Consider the following 15,045-nt stretch of genomic DNA (forward strand, 5'->3'; position numbering starts at 1 on the left):
CGAAATCGGCGTCATTGGCGGCGGCATCATGGGGGCCGGTATCGCCACCGCCGCCCTTCTGGCCGGCTATGCCGTGGTGATGATCGAACGCGATGATGATGCCTGTGAACGCGGCATTGCCAATGTCCGCCATCATCTCGGCGGGTCGCTCAAACGCGGCATCATCACCCAGTCCCGCCATGATCAGCTTCTGGGCGACCTCGTCAGCAGCAAGGACTACGCAGCGCTTGCCAATTGCGATCTGGTGATCGAGGCCGTGTTCGAGGACATGGGCGTCAAGCACGACGTGTTTGCCAAACTGTCCGCCCATTGCAAACCCGATGCGGTGCTGGCGTCCAACACCTCCTATCTCGACATCGATGCGATTGCGACTGCCTGCACCCATCCCGAACGGGTGATCGGCCTTCATTTCTTCTCCCCGGCGCATGTGATGAAACTGCTTGAGGTTGTCCGCACCCGTCTGGCGAACCCCGCAACACTCGCAACTGCCCTTGCCTTCGCCAAGCGCCTTGGCAAGATCGCGGTCCCTTGCGGGGTGTGTGATGGCTTTATTGGCAACCGGATCATGTCGGCCTATCGCAAACATTGCGAATACATGCTCGAAGACGGATCTCTCCCGTCTGACATTGACCGCGCCATGACCAATTTCGGTTTCCCGATGGGCCTGTTTGCCATGCAGGATATGACCGGGCTCGAAATCTCATGGGCCACACGCAAACGCCTGGCCCCCACCCGCGACCCGAATGAACGCTATGTCGCGCTTGGGGATTATCTCTGCGAAATGGGCCGTTTCGGGCGCAAGAATGGCCTTGGCTGGTATCGCTATGATGAACATGGCAAAGCTTTCCCTGATCCTGTTGTCGATGAACTGGTGATCGCTGAATCGGCGAAAAAGGGCATCAAACGCCGCCCGTTTTCCGATGCCGAAATTATCGAAACCATCCTGTCTGCCATGCAGGCAGAAGGCGAAAAAATCCTGACCGAAGGCATTGCGCACAGCCCCGACGCCATCGATGTCGTGATGGTCAACGGCTACGGCTTCCCCCGCCACAAGGGCGGGCCGATGCACCTAAAAAAGACCGCCTGAACACCTGAAATCCGGGGCTTTCACCGCCCCGGAAAGGTGCCCGAACCCGGCCCTTATCCAACATCACCGCGACCCGGCATAAACCGGGCGCAACTCGGGCGTAAAGCCACCAAAATGACGCTCAACTGGCGCTCAAACAGCCTGCAAACCGGGCGCAACTCTCCCGCTTGGCCGTCTTTGACTGCTTTTGACTGCCGTTTGTCCCCCGCTTGACCGCCAGCAAGACGGCCAAAATCGCCGCCCGTGGCCATAATACCGACCCGACGAACCGTCAATCTGGCTGCCCGCCGCACACTGCACATCACATACGCCAAAACAAAAACGCCCGCCGGGAAATTCCCGACGGGCGCAATTCTGGTGTTGACTTGGTTCTTATAGCAGACCAAATAGAACAAATCAAGAACTTTTTGACGTGGTCGGCGATTTTTTTCGCTTACCCGACCAGAACTTCCTTGCCAGTCGAAAGCGATTCAAGCGCCGCATCGGCCAGAATCAACGCTTTCAGGCCATCCGCACCGCTCGGGTAATTGCTGGTTTTACCCGCCACCACATCACAGAAAGTCGTCAGCTCGATCCGATAGGCATCGGCATAACGCGACATGAAGAAATCCATCAACGGTTCGGCGGTATAGCCCGACCCGTTCGCCACCGTGACCGACGTGGTGCGATGGTTTCCGGCCTCGACCAGCCCTTTTGATCCATGCACCTCGATGCGCTGGTCATAGCCATATGTCGCACGGCGCGAATTGGTAATCACCGCCATCCGGCCGCTTTTGGTCCGAAGGGTCGCCGCCGCACTATCGACATCGCCCGTCGCCTTGATCGCCGGATCGGTCAGGACCGCACCGGTCGCATAGACCGATACGATTTCTTCTCCCAGAAGGAAGCGCGCCATATCAAGGTCATGGATCATCATATCGCGGAAAAGCCCGCCCGAACGTTTGATGTAATCAACCGGCGGCGCGGACGGATCACGCGACGTGATCTGCACCATTTCAACATCGCCAATCGCGCCCGCATCAATTTCGGCCCGAAGGCGGGCAAAACTGGGGTCAAAACGGCGGTTGAACCCGACCATCAGAACCGCACCGGTTTCCTCGACCACCTTAAGGCAATCGCGCACCCGCCCGGCATCCAGATCGACCGGCTTTTCACAGAAAATCGCCTTGCCCGCCCGTGCGGCCAGTTCGATCTGATCGGCATGAAGGTCGGTTGGGGTGGCAATGATAACGGCGTGAATATCGCCATCCGCCATGATTTCCTCGACCGTCGCACGGGTCGCCCCGGTAAGGGCAATCGCGTTTTCCGCCGCGGCATCAACCGGGTCGAAAACCTTGGCGATTTTGGCATTTGGCAGGGCCTGAACGGCTTTGGCGTGGGTGATGCCGATACGGCCAGCACCAAGAAGTCCGATATTAAGCATGTTTGACATCCTGAAAGGACAAATGTTGCGAAGACGGGAATACGGAAAACGGGTTATTTGCTGTCGCGCTGGAAAATCCAGTCATGATCGGGATGGTTCTGGAACCGCCATTTGCGCATCGGCCCGGCCATGACATTCAGATAATACATCTCATAGCCATAAGGACTGCCGCACGGGTGATGCCCCTTGGGCACCAGCACCACATCGCCATCTGAAACCGCCATGGTTTCGTCAAGCTCCCCATCCTCGGTAAACACCCGCTGGAAACCAAAGCCCTGCTTGGGATTAAGCCGGTGATAATAGGTTTCCTCAAGGTATGTCATGTCGGGATAATTATCCTCGTCATGGCGGTGCGGCGGATAGCTTGACCAGTTGCCCGACGGGGTGAACACCTCGGTCACAAGCAGACTGTCGGCAATATCCTTTTCCTCCATCGCAATCGGATGGATGTATCGGGTATTGGCGCCCTTGCCGCGTTCGACCATCTCGATATCGCTGATCACGCGGGCCGGATAATTGCCTTTGCCCGGTGCGGTACAGACCGCCAACACGCAATCGGTTGTGGCCTTGGCATTCCAGTCGGCATCATTGGGGGCATAGACACAGGCTGGCGGAATCCGTTCAAACACGCTCATGCGTTTGCCCAGTTCCCCGAAATTCTGATCGCCCACCGCGATTTCTGCCTTGCCTTCGACAAGGACCAAAATCACTTCGCGGTCGCCCGTCGGCTCGGCTGCCGTTTCACCGGCTTTCAGGTGATAAAGCCCGAACCCGACATAGCCCCAATTGGCACTTTGGGCGGTAATGTCATGGACCTTTCCACGGGTCCCCGACGGTTTTCTCAGCAGATCGGCCATCAGGCTTCTCCCTTATCCAGTCCGGTTTTCTGCGCCATCGCACGAAGCGCCTTAAGCCCCATCGACTGATATTTGAACGGATTGCGCACGACCGGGTCCTGTTCAGCCTCGATCACCAGCCAGCCGGAATAACCATGCTCGGCCGCGATTTTCAGAACCGGTTCAAAATCAACAATCCCGTCTTCATCACCGGGCACGGTAAACACGCCACGCCGCACCCCTTCAAGGAAGCTCAGATGCTGATTGCGGACCTGCTCGGCGATTTTCGGACGCACGTTTTTGCAATGGATATGCGCCACCCGATCCATATAACGGCTTGCCAGTTCTTCGGGATTGGCCCCGCCAAACCATGCATGCCCGGTATCAAGCAACAGGTGCGTTTTCGGGCCGGTATGGGCCATGAAGGCATGAATTTCATCCGCCGTTTCAACAATCGTGCCCATATGGTGATGATACACCAATGTCACGCCCTGATCGGCGCAATAGGCGGCAATCGCCTCAACATCCGCACCAAATTTCGCCCATTTGTCCGCCGCCAAAACCGGACTATCAGACAGGGCTGCATTGTCGTTGCCATGGATCGCATTGCTGGTTTCGCACACGATGCAAACCTTGCATCCCATGGCTTTCAGCAAATCCAGATGCGGCTGGATCGCCTTTTTCTCGTCCTCGACCGAATGGGTCAGAAGATTAAGAGAATGCCAGCCTGAAACGAATTTAAGCCCGTTGGGGTCAAGCTTGGCCTTCAATGCCGCCGGTTCGGTCGGCATCTTGTGGCCTTTTTCAATCCCGTCAAAACCGATTTCACCTGCTTCGGACAAACAGGTTTCAAGGCTGATTTCAGCACCCAGCGTCTGATCATCGTCATTGGACCAGGCAATCGGGTTGGTACCGTAAAGGATCATTTTCTTAATCTCCGGGGCGCTGTTGTTTAAGCGCAGCTTCGTAATTTTTGCGTGCTTCGTTCACCGTTGGCCGAACCGAAACTTCGGGCACGGCAACATCCCACCAATGGCCACCTTCATCGGTGCTTGGCAGGGGATCGGTATCAATGACAATGGCGTATGACCGGTCCGCCTTGCGCGCACGTTCCATCGCCGCTTCCAGTTCGCTGATCGACGATACCTTTTCGGCAATCGCCCCCATCGATCCGGCATGGGCGGTGAAATCAATCGCGGACGGCACCACATGGCGCGCGGTATCCAGAAGGTTGTTGAAACTTTCCCCGCCGGTCGCCATCTGCAACCGGTTGATACAGCCAAAGCCACGGTTATCAAGGATCACCGTGATGATCTTGTGGCCCAGCATCACACTGGTCGCCAGTTCGGAATTCATCATCATATAGGACCCGTCACCGACCATCACCACGACCTCGCGGTCGGGCTGTGCCATCTTGACGCCAAGCCCACCGGCAATTTCATATCCCATGCAGGAAAAGCCATATTCAACGTGATAACCGTTGGGTTTTGCCGCCTTCCAAAGCTTGTGCAGCTCGCCGGGCAGACCACCCGCCGCACAGACGATAATCGCATCGTCATCAACACTGCGCTGAACCGCACCAATCACCTGCGCATCGGTCGGAAGGGCATTGCCCGTCGGCGTTGCCGTCACCTTGTCCACCGCCGCAATCCAATTGGGTTTAAGCCCGGCATCAATCGCCGGTGCCCGGTAATCGCCCAGCATCCCGCCGATCTCGGCCAGTGTCACCCTGGCATCTCCCGTCACCGCAATCGCATTGTGTTTGGCCGCGTCATAGGACGCGACATTGATCGAAAGAATACGCCTGTCCGGATGCTTGAACAGCGCCCAGCTTCCGGTGGTGAAATCCTGCAATCGTGTCCCGACCGCAATGATCAGGTCGGATTTTTCGGCAATCGCGTTGGCACTGCTCGCCCCCGTAACCCCAATGGAACCAAGGTTAAGCTCATCATCCCACGGCATGGCGGACTTACCCGCCTGCGTTTCCCCGACCGGAATATTGTGGCGATGGGCGAACTCGGCCAAGGCATCGCAGGCCCCGGCATAATGCACCCCGCCACCGGCAATGATCATCGGCTGTTTGGCCGCCTTGATTGCCGCCACCGCCGCGTCAAGCTGATCCAGATCGGCGCGCGGACGCAGGGTTTTCCAGGTTTTGACGTCAAAGAAACTTTCGGGCCAGTCAAAGGCTTCTGCCTGCACATCCTGACAGAATGCCAATGTCACCGGGCCGCAATCGGCCGGATCGGTCAGGGTTGCCATGGCACGTGGCAGGGCGGTCAAAAGCTGCTCGGCGCGCATGATGCGATCAAAATAACGGCTGACCGGTTTGAAACAATCATTGGCCGAAATCGTGCCATCACCGAAATCTTCGACCTGCTGCAAAACCGGATCAGGTGCGCGATTGGCAAACACGTCACCGGGCACAAACAGAACCGGCAGACGGTTGACATGCGCCAAGGCCGCAGCCGTCACCATATTGGTCGCACCCGGCCCGATCGATGTCGTGACCGTCATGGCGCGCTTGCGGTTTGATGCCTTGGCATAGGCAATGGCGGCATGGGCCATGCCCTGCTCGTTATGGCCGCGCCAGGTCGGGAAATCATCACCGATGGCGTGCAATGCCTCGCCAATCCCGGCGACATTGCCATGACCGAAAATCGCCCAGCACCCGCCGAAAAACGCTACACCGTCTTCGTTCTGCTGTTTGCTTAAATACCGCACCATGGCTTGGGCGGCGGTTAATCGAACGGTTTTCATGCCGCTCCTCCCGATTTTTTGCGCGCTGCGTCCCATGTGGTGCAAAGTGCGCGATATTTTTCCGCCATCTGCGTAACGGCTGTTTGATCGTCAATGTTACCCGCAAGCCAGTCGCGCGCAACCCCGGCAAAGATCGTCCGCCCGACGGCAAAGCCCTTGACCATCTCATGCTTGGCGGCAACTTCGAAACTTGCCACCAGTTCGGCTTCGGGCGCTTCAAGGCCCAGAACGACGATGCCCCGGCAATAAGGATCATGACGCGAAATCATGTCACAGGCATGACGCCATGCCGCGTCCGACTTCATCGGCTCCAGCTTCCACCAATCGGGATAAACCCCGATTTCATAAAACCGCTCGATGATTTTTGCCGTCGTCTGATCATCACATGCCGCAACCTTGGACGGGATCACCTCCAACAGGAATTCCAACCGGTTGGCCCGTGCCCCATCGGCCAGACGTTTGATGGTTTCTTCCTGATCGGCCTTCATCGCCGCGTCGTCATCGGGGTGATAAAAACACAGCACCTTGACCACATGCTCGACCGGCCATTCGGCAAGCTTGCTGCCGATATCCGGGCCAATTTCCAACCGCAATGGGCGCGATCCCGGCTGTTCGACCGGCCGCCCGATCCAAAGTCCGGTACCGGCTGCGGCATAAAGTGCATCACGCCCAAGCCGCGGATCACACAGAATGCCATAACCCGATTTGTCGCCCGCCACATCCCGCACGGAACGCAGGCAAAGCTCCTTGAACGGGCCGATCCGGTCGCGGGAAACACCAACCTCATCGGCCAGGTCTTCAAGCTGCATCCGGTGATCAAATGCAAACACCCGCATTTCCGGCCAGTTACCAATCCGGTTGGTTGACCAATGGATCTGCTCAAGCTCCGCATCATGACGCAGTGCCGGGGTTTTGATCCCCCGCTTAAAGAAGAACTGCAATTCTTCCCAACTGGGATAGGCTGGCGTGCAGCCATGCCGTGATACGGCAAACGCCCCGCACGCATTGGCATATTTAAGCGACGTTTCCCAGTCCTGATCCGTCAACCAGCCCTTAAGCAGACCCGACATGAACCCGTCGCCAGCGCCAAGGACGTTAAACACCTCAACCGGGAAACCGGGGCCGGAAATACCGTCATCCAGATTTGCACCAATCTTGCCGGTAAAGGCAACCGCCCCCATCGGGCCGCGCTTGCAGACCAATGTCGCATGCGACGTAACCCGCACATTTTCAAGCGCCTCAAGGGTATTGGTCGTGCCACCGGCAATGTGAAACTCTTCCTCGGTCCCGACAATCAGGTCAAACAAATGCAGGGTCGATTGCAATTCCTTGGTGACCTTGTCCGATGCAATGAACCGGTTTTCACCGTCACCATGCCCGGACAATCCCCAAAGATTGGGCCGGTAATCGATATCAAGTGCGGTTTTGGCCCCGTTTTCCCGCGCCAGTTTCAATGCCTTCAGCACGGCCGCCCGCGTGCGCGGATGCGATAAATGCGTCCCCGTGACGGTGACGCACCGCGCATCGGCAATGAATTCGGGGTCAATATCATCCTCGCACAGCGCCATATCGGCACAGTTTTCGCGATAGAAAATCAACGGAAACTGTTCCTGATCACGCACCCCCAGAAGGACAAGGGCTGTAAGGCGTTCGGGATCGGTAATCACCCCGCGCACATCCACCCCTTCGGCCACAAGCTGTTCACGGATGAAACGGCCCATATGCTCGTCCCCGACCCGCGTAATCAGCGCCGATTTCAGGCCAAGCCGTGCGGTACCACACGCCATATTGGTCGGTGATCCGCCGATATATTTGCTAAAGGATGCCATATCCTCAAGTCGGCCGCCGATCTGCGCGCCATAAAGATCGACCGATGATCTTCCGATGGTAATGACATCAAGCTTTTTCATCAGATCGTCCCCCCAAGCGACCCTTCAAGCTCGGCCAGTTCCTGACCACCCGCCATCAGATCCTGCAATTCTTCGGGTTTGATTTCACCCCGCTTTGCGGTGCCATGCGTCTGCCCGCGGTTCAAAACCGTGAAACGGTCGCCCACCGCCATGGCATGACGCACGTTATGGGTAATGAAAATCACCCCGATGCCCGATTTGCGTACACGGTCGATGGTCGCAAGGACATTGGATGTCTGCCGCACGCCAAGGGCCGATGTCGGTTCATCAAGAATAAGGACCTTGGCCCCGAAATAGACCGCACGCGCAATCGCAACCGTCTGCCGCTCGCCCCCCGAAAGGGTGCCGACCGCCTGTTCCGGTTCGCGCAGGTTAATCCCCATGCGCGCCATTTCGTTTAATGTCACCGAATTGGCCTGATCGAAATCGATCCATTTGAACGGACCGAAACTTTTGCGCGGTTCACGCCCCATCCAGAAATTGCGCGTCACCGACATCAACGGGATCATCGCCAGATCCTGATAAACCGTTGCAATACCGTTTTCCATGGCATCACGCGGGCTATCGAAGGTGATTTCCTTGCCGCTGACCTTCATCGTGCCCTTGGTCGGTTTATGCACACCCGACATGGTCTTGATAAAGGTCGATTTGCCCGCCCCGTTATCGCCCAGAAGACAATGGCACTCGCCTTCCATCACATCGAACGACACCCCGCCCAGCGCAATCACCGGACCAAAATGCTTTTCGATATTGTTCATTTCAATCAGTGGCGTGCTCATCACCGTTCTCCCGTGATCATGCGGCGGATATAGGTGTTCATGATGACGGCAAGGATCAGAATACCGCCCAGGAACACACGGAACAGCGAACTTTCAGCCCCGGCAAAAAACAGCCCCTGCTGAACCACACCGAAAATCAGCGCGCCAAGTGCCGCCCCGATGACCGAACCATATCCCCCGGTCAGAAGCGCACCACCGATCACCACACAGATAATCGCTTCGAACTCTTTCAAAAGACCACGGTCTGCTGCGGCCGAACCGAATTCCATCACCTGACAGGTGGCAAAAACCGTGGCACAGAACGCGGTAAACATGAACATCAGGATTTTGACCCGATTGACCGGAACCCCGACATAACGCGCCGCCTGCGCATCCCCGCCGGATGCGAAAATCCAGTTACCAAAACGGGTTTTGGTCAAAAGCCAGTGCCCGAAAATCACCAGAACCACCGCCCAAACCACCAGCATCGGCAGGCCTTCGACAACCGGCTGCCCCTCACGCGAACCGCGCGTAAAGGTATCAAGCAGGCCAAGATCGGCAAACCACTGGAACAGATCCTTGAAAATCACCCCGCCAAACAGGAACGCCAGCGGATCGCCCTCTGCGGCTTCCTTGACCCCACCAATAATCGTCTGGCGCGTGGTCAGGATGGATAACCAGATGGTCAGACCGCGCAGGATATAAAGAAACGCAAGTGTGACGATAAAGCTTGGCAGTCCGGTCTTGATCACAAGGAACCCGTTTAGCGCGCCAAGGGCGACACAAACAATAAAGGCCGCAATGATCGACAGCCACACCGGCCATCCCAGATGGACCGACAGGATGGCAATCACCACCCCGGCAAAACCGATCATTGATCCGACCGACAGATCAAATTCGCCGGCAATCATCAAAAGGCAGGCACCAACCGCAATAATGGCAAACTGCGCAGAAACCACGCCCCAGTTCTGCACCCCCTCGGGCGAGAACATGCCGCTATCGCCCGCGATCATGAAGAAGAATACAAAGACCAGGATCGTGCCACAAATAGCACCCAGTTCCGGTCGGATCATGGCACGTCGAAGGGTTGAGACTTGCTTGAGCCGCTCGTCCGTCATGACATCACTCTTTTAATGGCAGGTGAGTTTTGCCAGGGGGCGGCACGCTGCCCACCCCCTGACGGGAGGAATGCTTAACGGAATTCGCCAGCGTATTTTTCAACAAGCGCGATATTGTCCTTGGTGATGAAACCGGGACCGGAATTGATGTTGCCGGACGGCAGAACACCATATCGTGCATAGTTGGTCAGGATAACGACCGGCAGATACCCCTGAAGGTAAGGCTGCTGATCAATGGCGAAATTGATCTCGTCCTTTTTGATCGCTTCGGCGATTTCGCCCGAAAGGTCAAAGGTGCCAAACATGATCTGACCGGCAAGACCGGCATCACGAACGGCGGCCAGGGTCGGATGGGCCGAATTCGGGCCAAGTGTCAGGATCGCATCGACATCCGAATTGGTGTTCAGATAGGCCGCGACCTTGTTCTTCACTTCCGACGGATCCATGCCGCTATCGATCATCTGGCTGCCAAGCTCGACGCCAAGCGCATCGGCAAAGCCACGGCAACGTTCAACCGATGCCGGGTTGGTGATGTAATGGTTCACACAGACAAATGATTTCGCACCGGCCGCAGCGGCCCGTTTGCCTGCGCCGAAACCGGCGTCATATTCCGGCTGGCCAACATGCATCAGCGCGCCAAGCTCGGCCGACTGTTCAACGGTGCCGGAATTGATCGTGATCACCGGAATACCACGATCAACCGCATCCATGATCGGGCCTTTAAGCACGTTGAAATCGGCGATGGTAACGATAATCCCGTCCGGGTTGGTGGCGGCCGCCTGTTCAACGATACGGGCCATATCGGCCAGATCACCGGTCGGCGGGTTACGGTAATCAACCGTGACTTCCATCTGGTCGCCTGCGACCTTGATGGCATTCTTGATGGTGTTCCACCAGCTGTCCGAGTCCGGTGCATGGCTGATCAGAACGAATTTCTCGTCTTCTGCCGAAGCAGTCCCTGTAAATCCGGCAAAGGCAATGGCAGCGGCCGCAATTGCGGTCAAAGTCTTCTTCATCGTTAGCCTCCCTAGTGGCTTTGAAACGGGGCCGCATGTTGCGCCCCGATGCGTCGACTGAATGTTCAGTGAACGGTCCGGCCTGTGATTTCTTAAGGCGTCACTTTTACCGGGCCTCGCTTGCGGGCGTTAGGAACCCCGAAAGCGATGAATGGAATTTTTATTCCATTTTCATTTTGATGCAACAAATTTTTTCTATTGCACAGCCTGATCGCGCTTCGCCCCGATCGCCACCGCCAGCGAAATCGCCAGCGAAAGCGTGGCCGACAGCGCCCTGAACGCCCCCACATCAACTTCCGATACCGCAAGTGTCAGGGCGTCAATCCGCCGAAGCGGGCTGGTCATGGTATCGGTAATCGCGACAACCGGGTTGCCGAGTCCCCGTGCATAGGCCGCCAGATCAATGGTTTCCTGCGAATAGGGGGCAAAGGTAATGGCAATCATGACATCGCCCTTTCGAATGGCATGACGCGGGTTAAGCTTCCCCACCCCGTCATGCAAAACCGCCGGAATATCCATCTTTTCAAACGCATAGGATAAATAACTCGCCACCGGGAATGCCCGCCGGAACCCGACAATATGAATCATCGGGGCCGCTGCCAGCACATTGACCGCTTCTTCAAGCAATCCGGCATCAATCGACGACGCCAAATTTTCAAGCGACAGCCGCCCGGCCTCGACAAACTCGGCCAGAAGCGCGCTCGGGCTATCGGCCCCGCTTGCCCGCAGATTTTCCAGTCGCGTCGCGTAATCGGGCCATTTCTGGGCATATGTTTCGCGAAACATCTTCTGCATTTCGGAAAAACCCGAAAAGCCCAGCAACTGGCAAAACCGCATGAAGGCCGATGGTTGCACCCCCGCCCCGGCGGAAAGTTCCGCCACGGTTGAAACCGCGATACGGTCAGTATTCTGGGCGACAAATTCGGCGCATTGCCTCAATCTTTTGGGCATTGCCTCCGATATTTCAGCCAGCCGATGATTGAATTCCTCAAGCGAGACCGGCGCGGTTTGTTCCGTCATGGCGTACGGGTTTCCTGTTTTTGTTTTTGCTTGACGCTGGATGTATTCCATGATCATCCATTTTATAGAATAAAAATTCTATTTTGATACAGGCAGGGAGTCCAGCGAAATGGCATCCATCGGTATTGGTCTTATCGGCACCGGCTTCATGGGCAAGGCGCATGCGCTTGCATTTGGCGCGGTGCGCGCCGTGATGGGCGATGTTCCCGATGTGCGGCTTGAACTGCTGTGCGATACACCGGCGGACAAGGCCCAAACCATGGCCGAGCAGTTCGGCTTTGCCCGCGCCACCGATGACTGGAAGGCCCTGATTGTCGATCCGGCGGTCGATATCGTGTCGATCACCACCCCCAATATGCTGCATTTTGACATGGCGCTGGCCGCAATTGCGGCGGGCAAGCATGTCTATTGCGAAAAGCCACTGGCCCTGACCCTTGATCAGGCGCGCGCGATGCGCGATGCGGCGCGTAAGGCCGGGGTGAAAACCATGGTCGGCTATAATTACATCAAAAACCCCGCCTTCACCCATGCCTGCAAACTGGTCCGTGAAGGCGTGATTGGCGATATCGTGCATTTTCGCGGCTGGGTGGACGAAGATTATCAGGCAAACCCCGAACTGCCCTGGACCTGGCGCAGCACGATTGCCGATGCCGGGTTGGGTGCATTGGGGGATATGGGATGCCATCTCGTATCGATGACCTATGGCCTTGTCGGCCCGATCGAAAGCCTGATTGCCGATATGCAGACCGTTCATGAAACCCGACCGCTTGCCGATGGATCGGGCCGGGCAAAGGTCGAAAACGAAGACACGGCAACCGCCCTTGTCCGCTTTGCCAATGGCGCACAGGGCAGCATTTCAACCTCCCGCTCCGCCTGGGGGCGCAAAAACCGACTGGCATGGGAAGTCCACGGCACAAAGGGCATGCTGTGCTTTGATCAGGAACGGCTGAACGAATTGCAGCTTTACCGCAATGACGGCCCGACCGCCAAACAGGGCTTCACCACCATCCTGACCAGCCCCGAACATCCGCCTTATGGCAGTTTCTGTCCCGCACCGGGCCATCAGCTTGGCTTTAACGACCTCAAGGTCATCGAGGCCGCCGCCCTCCTGCGTGCCATCCGCGACAATCACGCCGCCTATCCGGGCTTTGACGATGCCTTTGAATTCGAAAAAGTCATCCACGCGGTTGCCCTGTCGGCCCGCGAGGAACGGCGTGTAACGGTCAAGGATATGTAACGCGGCAACCAGCCCCACATCACCGGAAAGGCTTAAGACTCCGACTTATGTTCGGGCTTGCCCTTCCGCTTGCCCGATGCCAGCTCTTCAAGCTCCGCTTCGGACATGGTTTCTTCCATCTCTTTCGCAGCACCTTTAAGCTCGCTTTTCTTCTTCTCGCCTCGTTTGACCGAAAGCGCCAAACCGGCCGCCATCTGCTGTGCTTTGGATTTCGCAGGCATTGTCTCGTCCCTGTTTTGGATGTTTGCCTTGATTGTCAAACATCCAAAACAGGCCGGAAGTTCCAAAAAACGTTAAACCAGTTCCATGGAAAGGCCGTGATTTCAAATCGTCGGCACGACACCAATCTGTATGTACCACATCATATCACAGGAGGGTTTCCTCCATCGGGATGCCTTCTTCGCTCGACGCACGACGATCCTTCGTTGCCGATCACATTTCACGAATCGCACGCGCCGCACGCGACCATTTTGTTCTGGATCGATCCGGCTGATCAATCTTCACCGGCAATTTGCCGGTCAGGCGACCTATATCCTGCCTTTTACCGAACCCGGTCATCAATAGCTGCAGGCAATTCAATACTATACGTTTGGTGTTGGTATCGAAGGCATACAGGGGATTCTGATAAAGATGTTTAACGTTCGGAGGCTGACACGAACCCAACCTTTGGCTGCATTTTCATTTATTTAACATACAATTTTTCACGACAGTCTCTTGCAAAACAGGACCGATCACGGCCATATTCTTTCAGATATGGTTGGGGGAAACAGCCAATTGTGACGCGGTCGCGTGAATAACCTGGCGAACAGGAACACCAGGCCTGTCACAATATGGCGATAACAACGTTTGGAAGGTCAGACGTTGCACAAGCAAGCAGATACGTTTGCGCCGGGGACAGAACGGCAGGGAGCACCACTTACAACGCCGCAGGCAAGCATATGGCTTGACTGGGCCAAGGGGGATGATTGCGCAAATTACAATATTTGCAGCGTCATTCGCTTTGACGGCGATCTTGATATTCCTGCCCTTCACAAGGCAATCGTCCAAACCGATCAGGAAAACGACGCCCTTCGCCTGCGCTTTGGATCCGAAGGCGGCAATCCCTTCCAGTTCTTCGCCGATACCTGCCGCGAAACCGATTACAGCGTCATCGATTTAAGTTTTGCCGACGATCCGGTTCTGATCGCCCATCACGAAGTCGAAGAAATCCGCCGCCGTCCGCTTGATCCGGAAAACGGGCACCATTGCCGCCACCGCCTATTACAACTGGGCAAAGGGCGTTTCTGGTGGGTTCGGGTGTATCATCATCTGGTCTGTGACGGATATGCAGGCCATCTGATGGCAATGCGCGCAGCAGAAATATACAGTGCGCTTAAATCCGCTACCCCTGTGCCCGAAAGCACATTCGGGTCTTATCTCGATTTTATCACCGCCGATACGACCTATCACGAAACACCAGCTTTCCAACGCGATCTTGCCTATTGGCAGGAACGCCTGAAAGACGATCACACAATTACGCGGTTTTCATCCGACAAACCGTCGGGAAAACTGGTTCAGGCCCGGCTTGAACAAACCCTAGATGGTCAGGAACTCGCCAGACTGACCCAAACAGCCAAAGCCTGCGGCACATCGCCGACCGCCATTGTCATGGCCGCCTATTTCATCCTGCTTGGGCAGATCACCCATATCAAACACCCGACCGTCACTATGCCGCTTCTGAACCGGTTGGGACGGGCCGAACGCCAGACGCCAGGGGCATTTTCCTATATCGTGCCCTTCGATGCCGATTTGGGTCAACATGCGCGGTTTTCCGAACTGGCCCGTGATATCTTTGCCCGGGCGCGTCGCGATGTCCGGCATATGCGCCTTGGCGCGCCGCG

13 protein-coding genes are annotated in these 15,045 nt (G+C 56.5%); 3 read left to right on the forward strand and 10 right to left on the reverse strand.

Annotated elements, in window-relative coordinates:
• Nucleotides 1–1,087 (forward strand): 3-hydroxyacyl-CoA dehydrogenase family protein (locus TH5_RS24090; RefSeq protein ID WP_147250178.1); only part of this gene is annotated, 1,087 nt, incomplete at its 5' end.
• A 433-nt stretch (nt 1,088–1,520) separates the two neighbouring features.
• On the opposite strand, the gene iolG is transcribed toward TH5_RS24090, so the two are convergent.
• From iolG to TH5_RS24140, 9 genes are all read right to left on the reverse strand, one after another.
• Nucleotides 1,521–2,510, reverse strand: coding sequence for an inositol 2-dehydrogenase (gene iolG, locus TH5_RS24100; protein WP_114124006.1), 990 nt, complete (start codon nt 2,508–2,510; stop codon nt 1,521–1,523).
• Nucleotides 2,511–2,563: 53 nt separating this feature from the next.
• Entirely contained in the window at nt 2,564–3,367 is an 804-nt protein-coding gene (iolB, locus tag TH5_RS24105; protein WP_114123999.1) for a 5-deoxy-glucuronate isomerase, read from the reverse strand.
• Complete coding sequence (iolE, locus tag TH5_RS24110; protein WP_114124000.1) at nt 3,367–4,272, reverse strand: myo-inosose-2 dehydratase; 906 nt, start codon at nt 4,270–4,272, stop codon at nt 3,367–3,369. The genes iolB and iolE overlap by 1 nt, the downstream gene beginning before the upstream one ends.
• Nucleotides 4,273–4,276: 4 nt before the next feature.
• A complete protein-coding gene (gene iolD, locus TH5_RS24115; RefSeq protein WP_114124001.1) occupies nt 4,277–6,106 on the reverse strand; it encodes a 3D-(3,5/4)-trihydroxycyclohexane-1,2-dione acylhydrolase (decyclizing) in 1,830 nt (609 codons plus the stop codon).
• Nucleotides 6,103–8,016 (reverse strand): bifunctional 5-dehydro-2-deoxygluconokinase/5-dehydro-2-deoxyphosphogluconate aldolase, encoded by a 1,914-nt coding sequence (locus TH5_RS24120; protein ID WP_114124002.1) that lies wholly within the window; start codon nt 8,014–8,016, stop codon nt 6,103–6,105. The genes iolD and TH5_RS24120 overlap by 4 nt, the downstream gene beginning before the upstream one ends.
• Entirely contained in the window at nt 8,016–8,795 is a 780-nt protein-coding gene (locus TH5_RS24125) for an ATP-binding cassette domain-containing protein (RefSeq protein WP_114109876.1), read from the reverse strand. Before TH5_RS24125 ends, TH5_RS24120 begins: the two co-directional genes overlap by 1 nt.
• Nucleotides 8,795–9,892, reverse strand: a complete 1,098-nt coding sequence (locus tag TH5_RS24130) for an ABC transporter permease (RefSeq protein WP_114124003.1) — start codon at nt 9,890–9,892, stop codon at nt 8,795–8,797. The genes TH5_RS24125 and TH5_RS24130 overlap by 1 nt, the downstream gene beginning before the upstream one ends.
• Before the next feature lie 74 nt (nt 9,893–9,966).
• The gene (locus TH5_RS24135) at nt 9,967–10,908 is read right to left on the reverse strand and encodes a sugar ABC transporter substrate-binding protein (protein ID WP_114124004.1); all 942 of its coding nucleotides are present in this window, start codon (nt 10,906–10,908) and stop codon (nt 9,967–9,969) included.
• 195 nt (nt 10,909–11,103) lie between these two features.
• Nucleotides 11,104–11,928: a MurR/RpiR family transcriptional regulator gene (locus tag TH5_RS24140; RefSeq protein WP_114124007.1), complete on the reverse strand. Its 825-nt coding sequence runs from the start codon at nt 11,926–11,928 to the stop codon at nt 11,104–11,106.
• 109 nt (nt 11,929–12,037) lie between these two features.
• On the opposite strand from TH5_RS24140, the gene TH5_RS24145 reads away from it, so the two are divergent.
• Nucleotides 12,038–13,165 carry a Gfo/Idh/MocA family protein gene (locus TH5_RS24145; RefSeq protein WP_114124005.1) on the forward strand — a complete coding sequence of 376 codons (1,128 nt, stop codon included), beginning with the start codon at nt 12,038–12,040 and terminating at the stop codon, nt 13,163–13,165.
• Nucleotides 13,166–13,197: 32 nt separating this feature from the next.
• Here the strand turns inward: TH5_RS24145 and TH5_RS24150 are convergent, their stop codons facing one another.
• A complete protein-coding gene (locus TH5_RS24150) occupies nt 13,198–13,386 on the reverse strand; it encodes a DUF3008 family protein (RefSeq protein WP_114124008.1) in 189 nt (62 codons plus the stop codon).
• 640 nt (nt 13,387–14,026) lie between these two features.
• On the opposite strand from TH5_RS24150, the gene TH5_RS24155 reads away from it, so the two are divergent.
• A partial coding sequence (locus TH5_RS24155) for a condensation domain-containing protein (RefSeq protein ID WP_167443657.1) occupies nt 14,027–15,045 on the forward strand: 1,019 nt, incomplete at its 3' end.

The sequence above is a fragment of the Thalassospira xianhensis MCCC 1A02616 genome (assembly GCF_003326475.1).
Taxonomy (GTDB): domain Bacteria; phylum Pseudomonadota; class Alphaproteobacteria; order Rhodospirillales; family Thalassospiraceae; genus Thalassospira; species Thalassospira xianhensis.

Coding starts and splice junctions, on each gene's coding strand:
- TH5_RS24140 (WP_114124007.1), bottom strand. CDS start 11,928: ATGACGGAACAAACCGCGCCGGTCTCGCTTGAGGAATTCAATCATCGG.
- TH5_RS24145 (WP_114124005.1), top strand. CDS start 12,038: ATGGCATCCATCGGTATTGGTCTTATCGGCACCGGCTTCATGGGCAAG.
- iolG (WP_114124006.1), bottom strand. CDS start 2,510: ATGCTTAATATCGGACTTCTTGGTGCTGGCCGTATCGGCATCACCCAC.
- TH5_RS24130 (WP_114124003.1), bottom strand. CDS start 9,892: ATGACGGACGAGCGGCTCAAGCAAGTCTCAACCCTTCGACGTGCCATG.
- TH5_RS24135 (WP_114124004.1), bottom strand. CDS start 10,908: ATGAAGAAGACTTTGACCGCAATTGCGGCCGCTGCCATTGCCTTTGCC.
- iolE (WP_114124000.1), bottom strand. CDS start 4,272: ATGATCCTTTACGGTACCAACCCGATTGCCTGGTCCAATGACGATGAT.
- TH5_RS24120 (WP_114124002.1), bottom strand. CDS start 8,016: ATGAAAAAGCTTGATGTCATTACCATCGGAAGATCATCGGTCGATCTT.
- iolB (WP_114123999.1), bottom strand. CDS start 3,367: ATGGCCGATCTGCTGAGAAAACCGTCGGGGACCCGTGGAAAGGTCCAT.
- TH5_RS24125 (WP_114109876.1), bottom strand. CDS start 8,795: ATGAGCACGCCACTGATTGAAATGAACAATATCGAAAAGCATTTTGGT.
- iolD (WP_114124001.1), bottom strand. CDS start 6,106: ATGAAAACCGTTCGATTAACCGCCGCCCAAGCCATGGTGCGGTATTTA.
- TH5_RS24150 (WP_114124008.1), bottom strand. CDS start 13,386: ATGCCTGCGAAATCCAAAGCACAGCAGATGGCGGCCGGTTTGGCGCTT.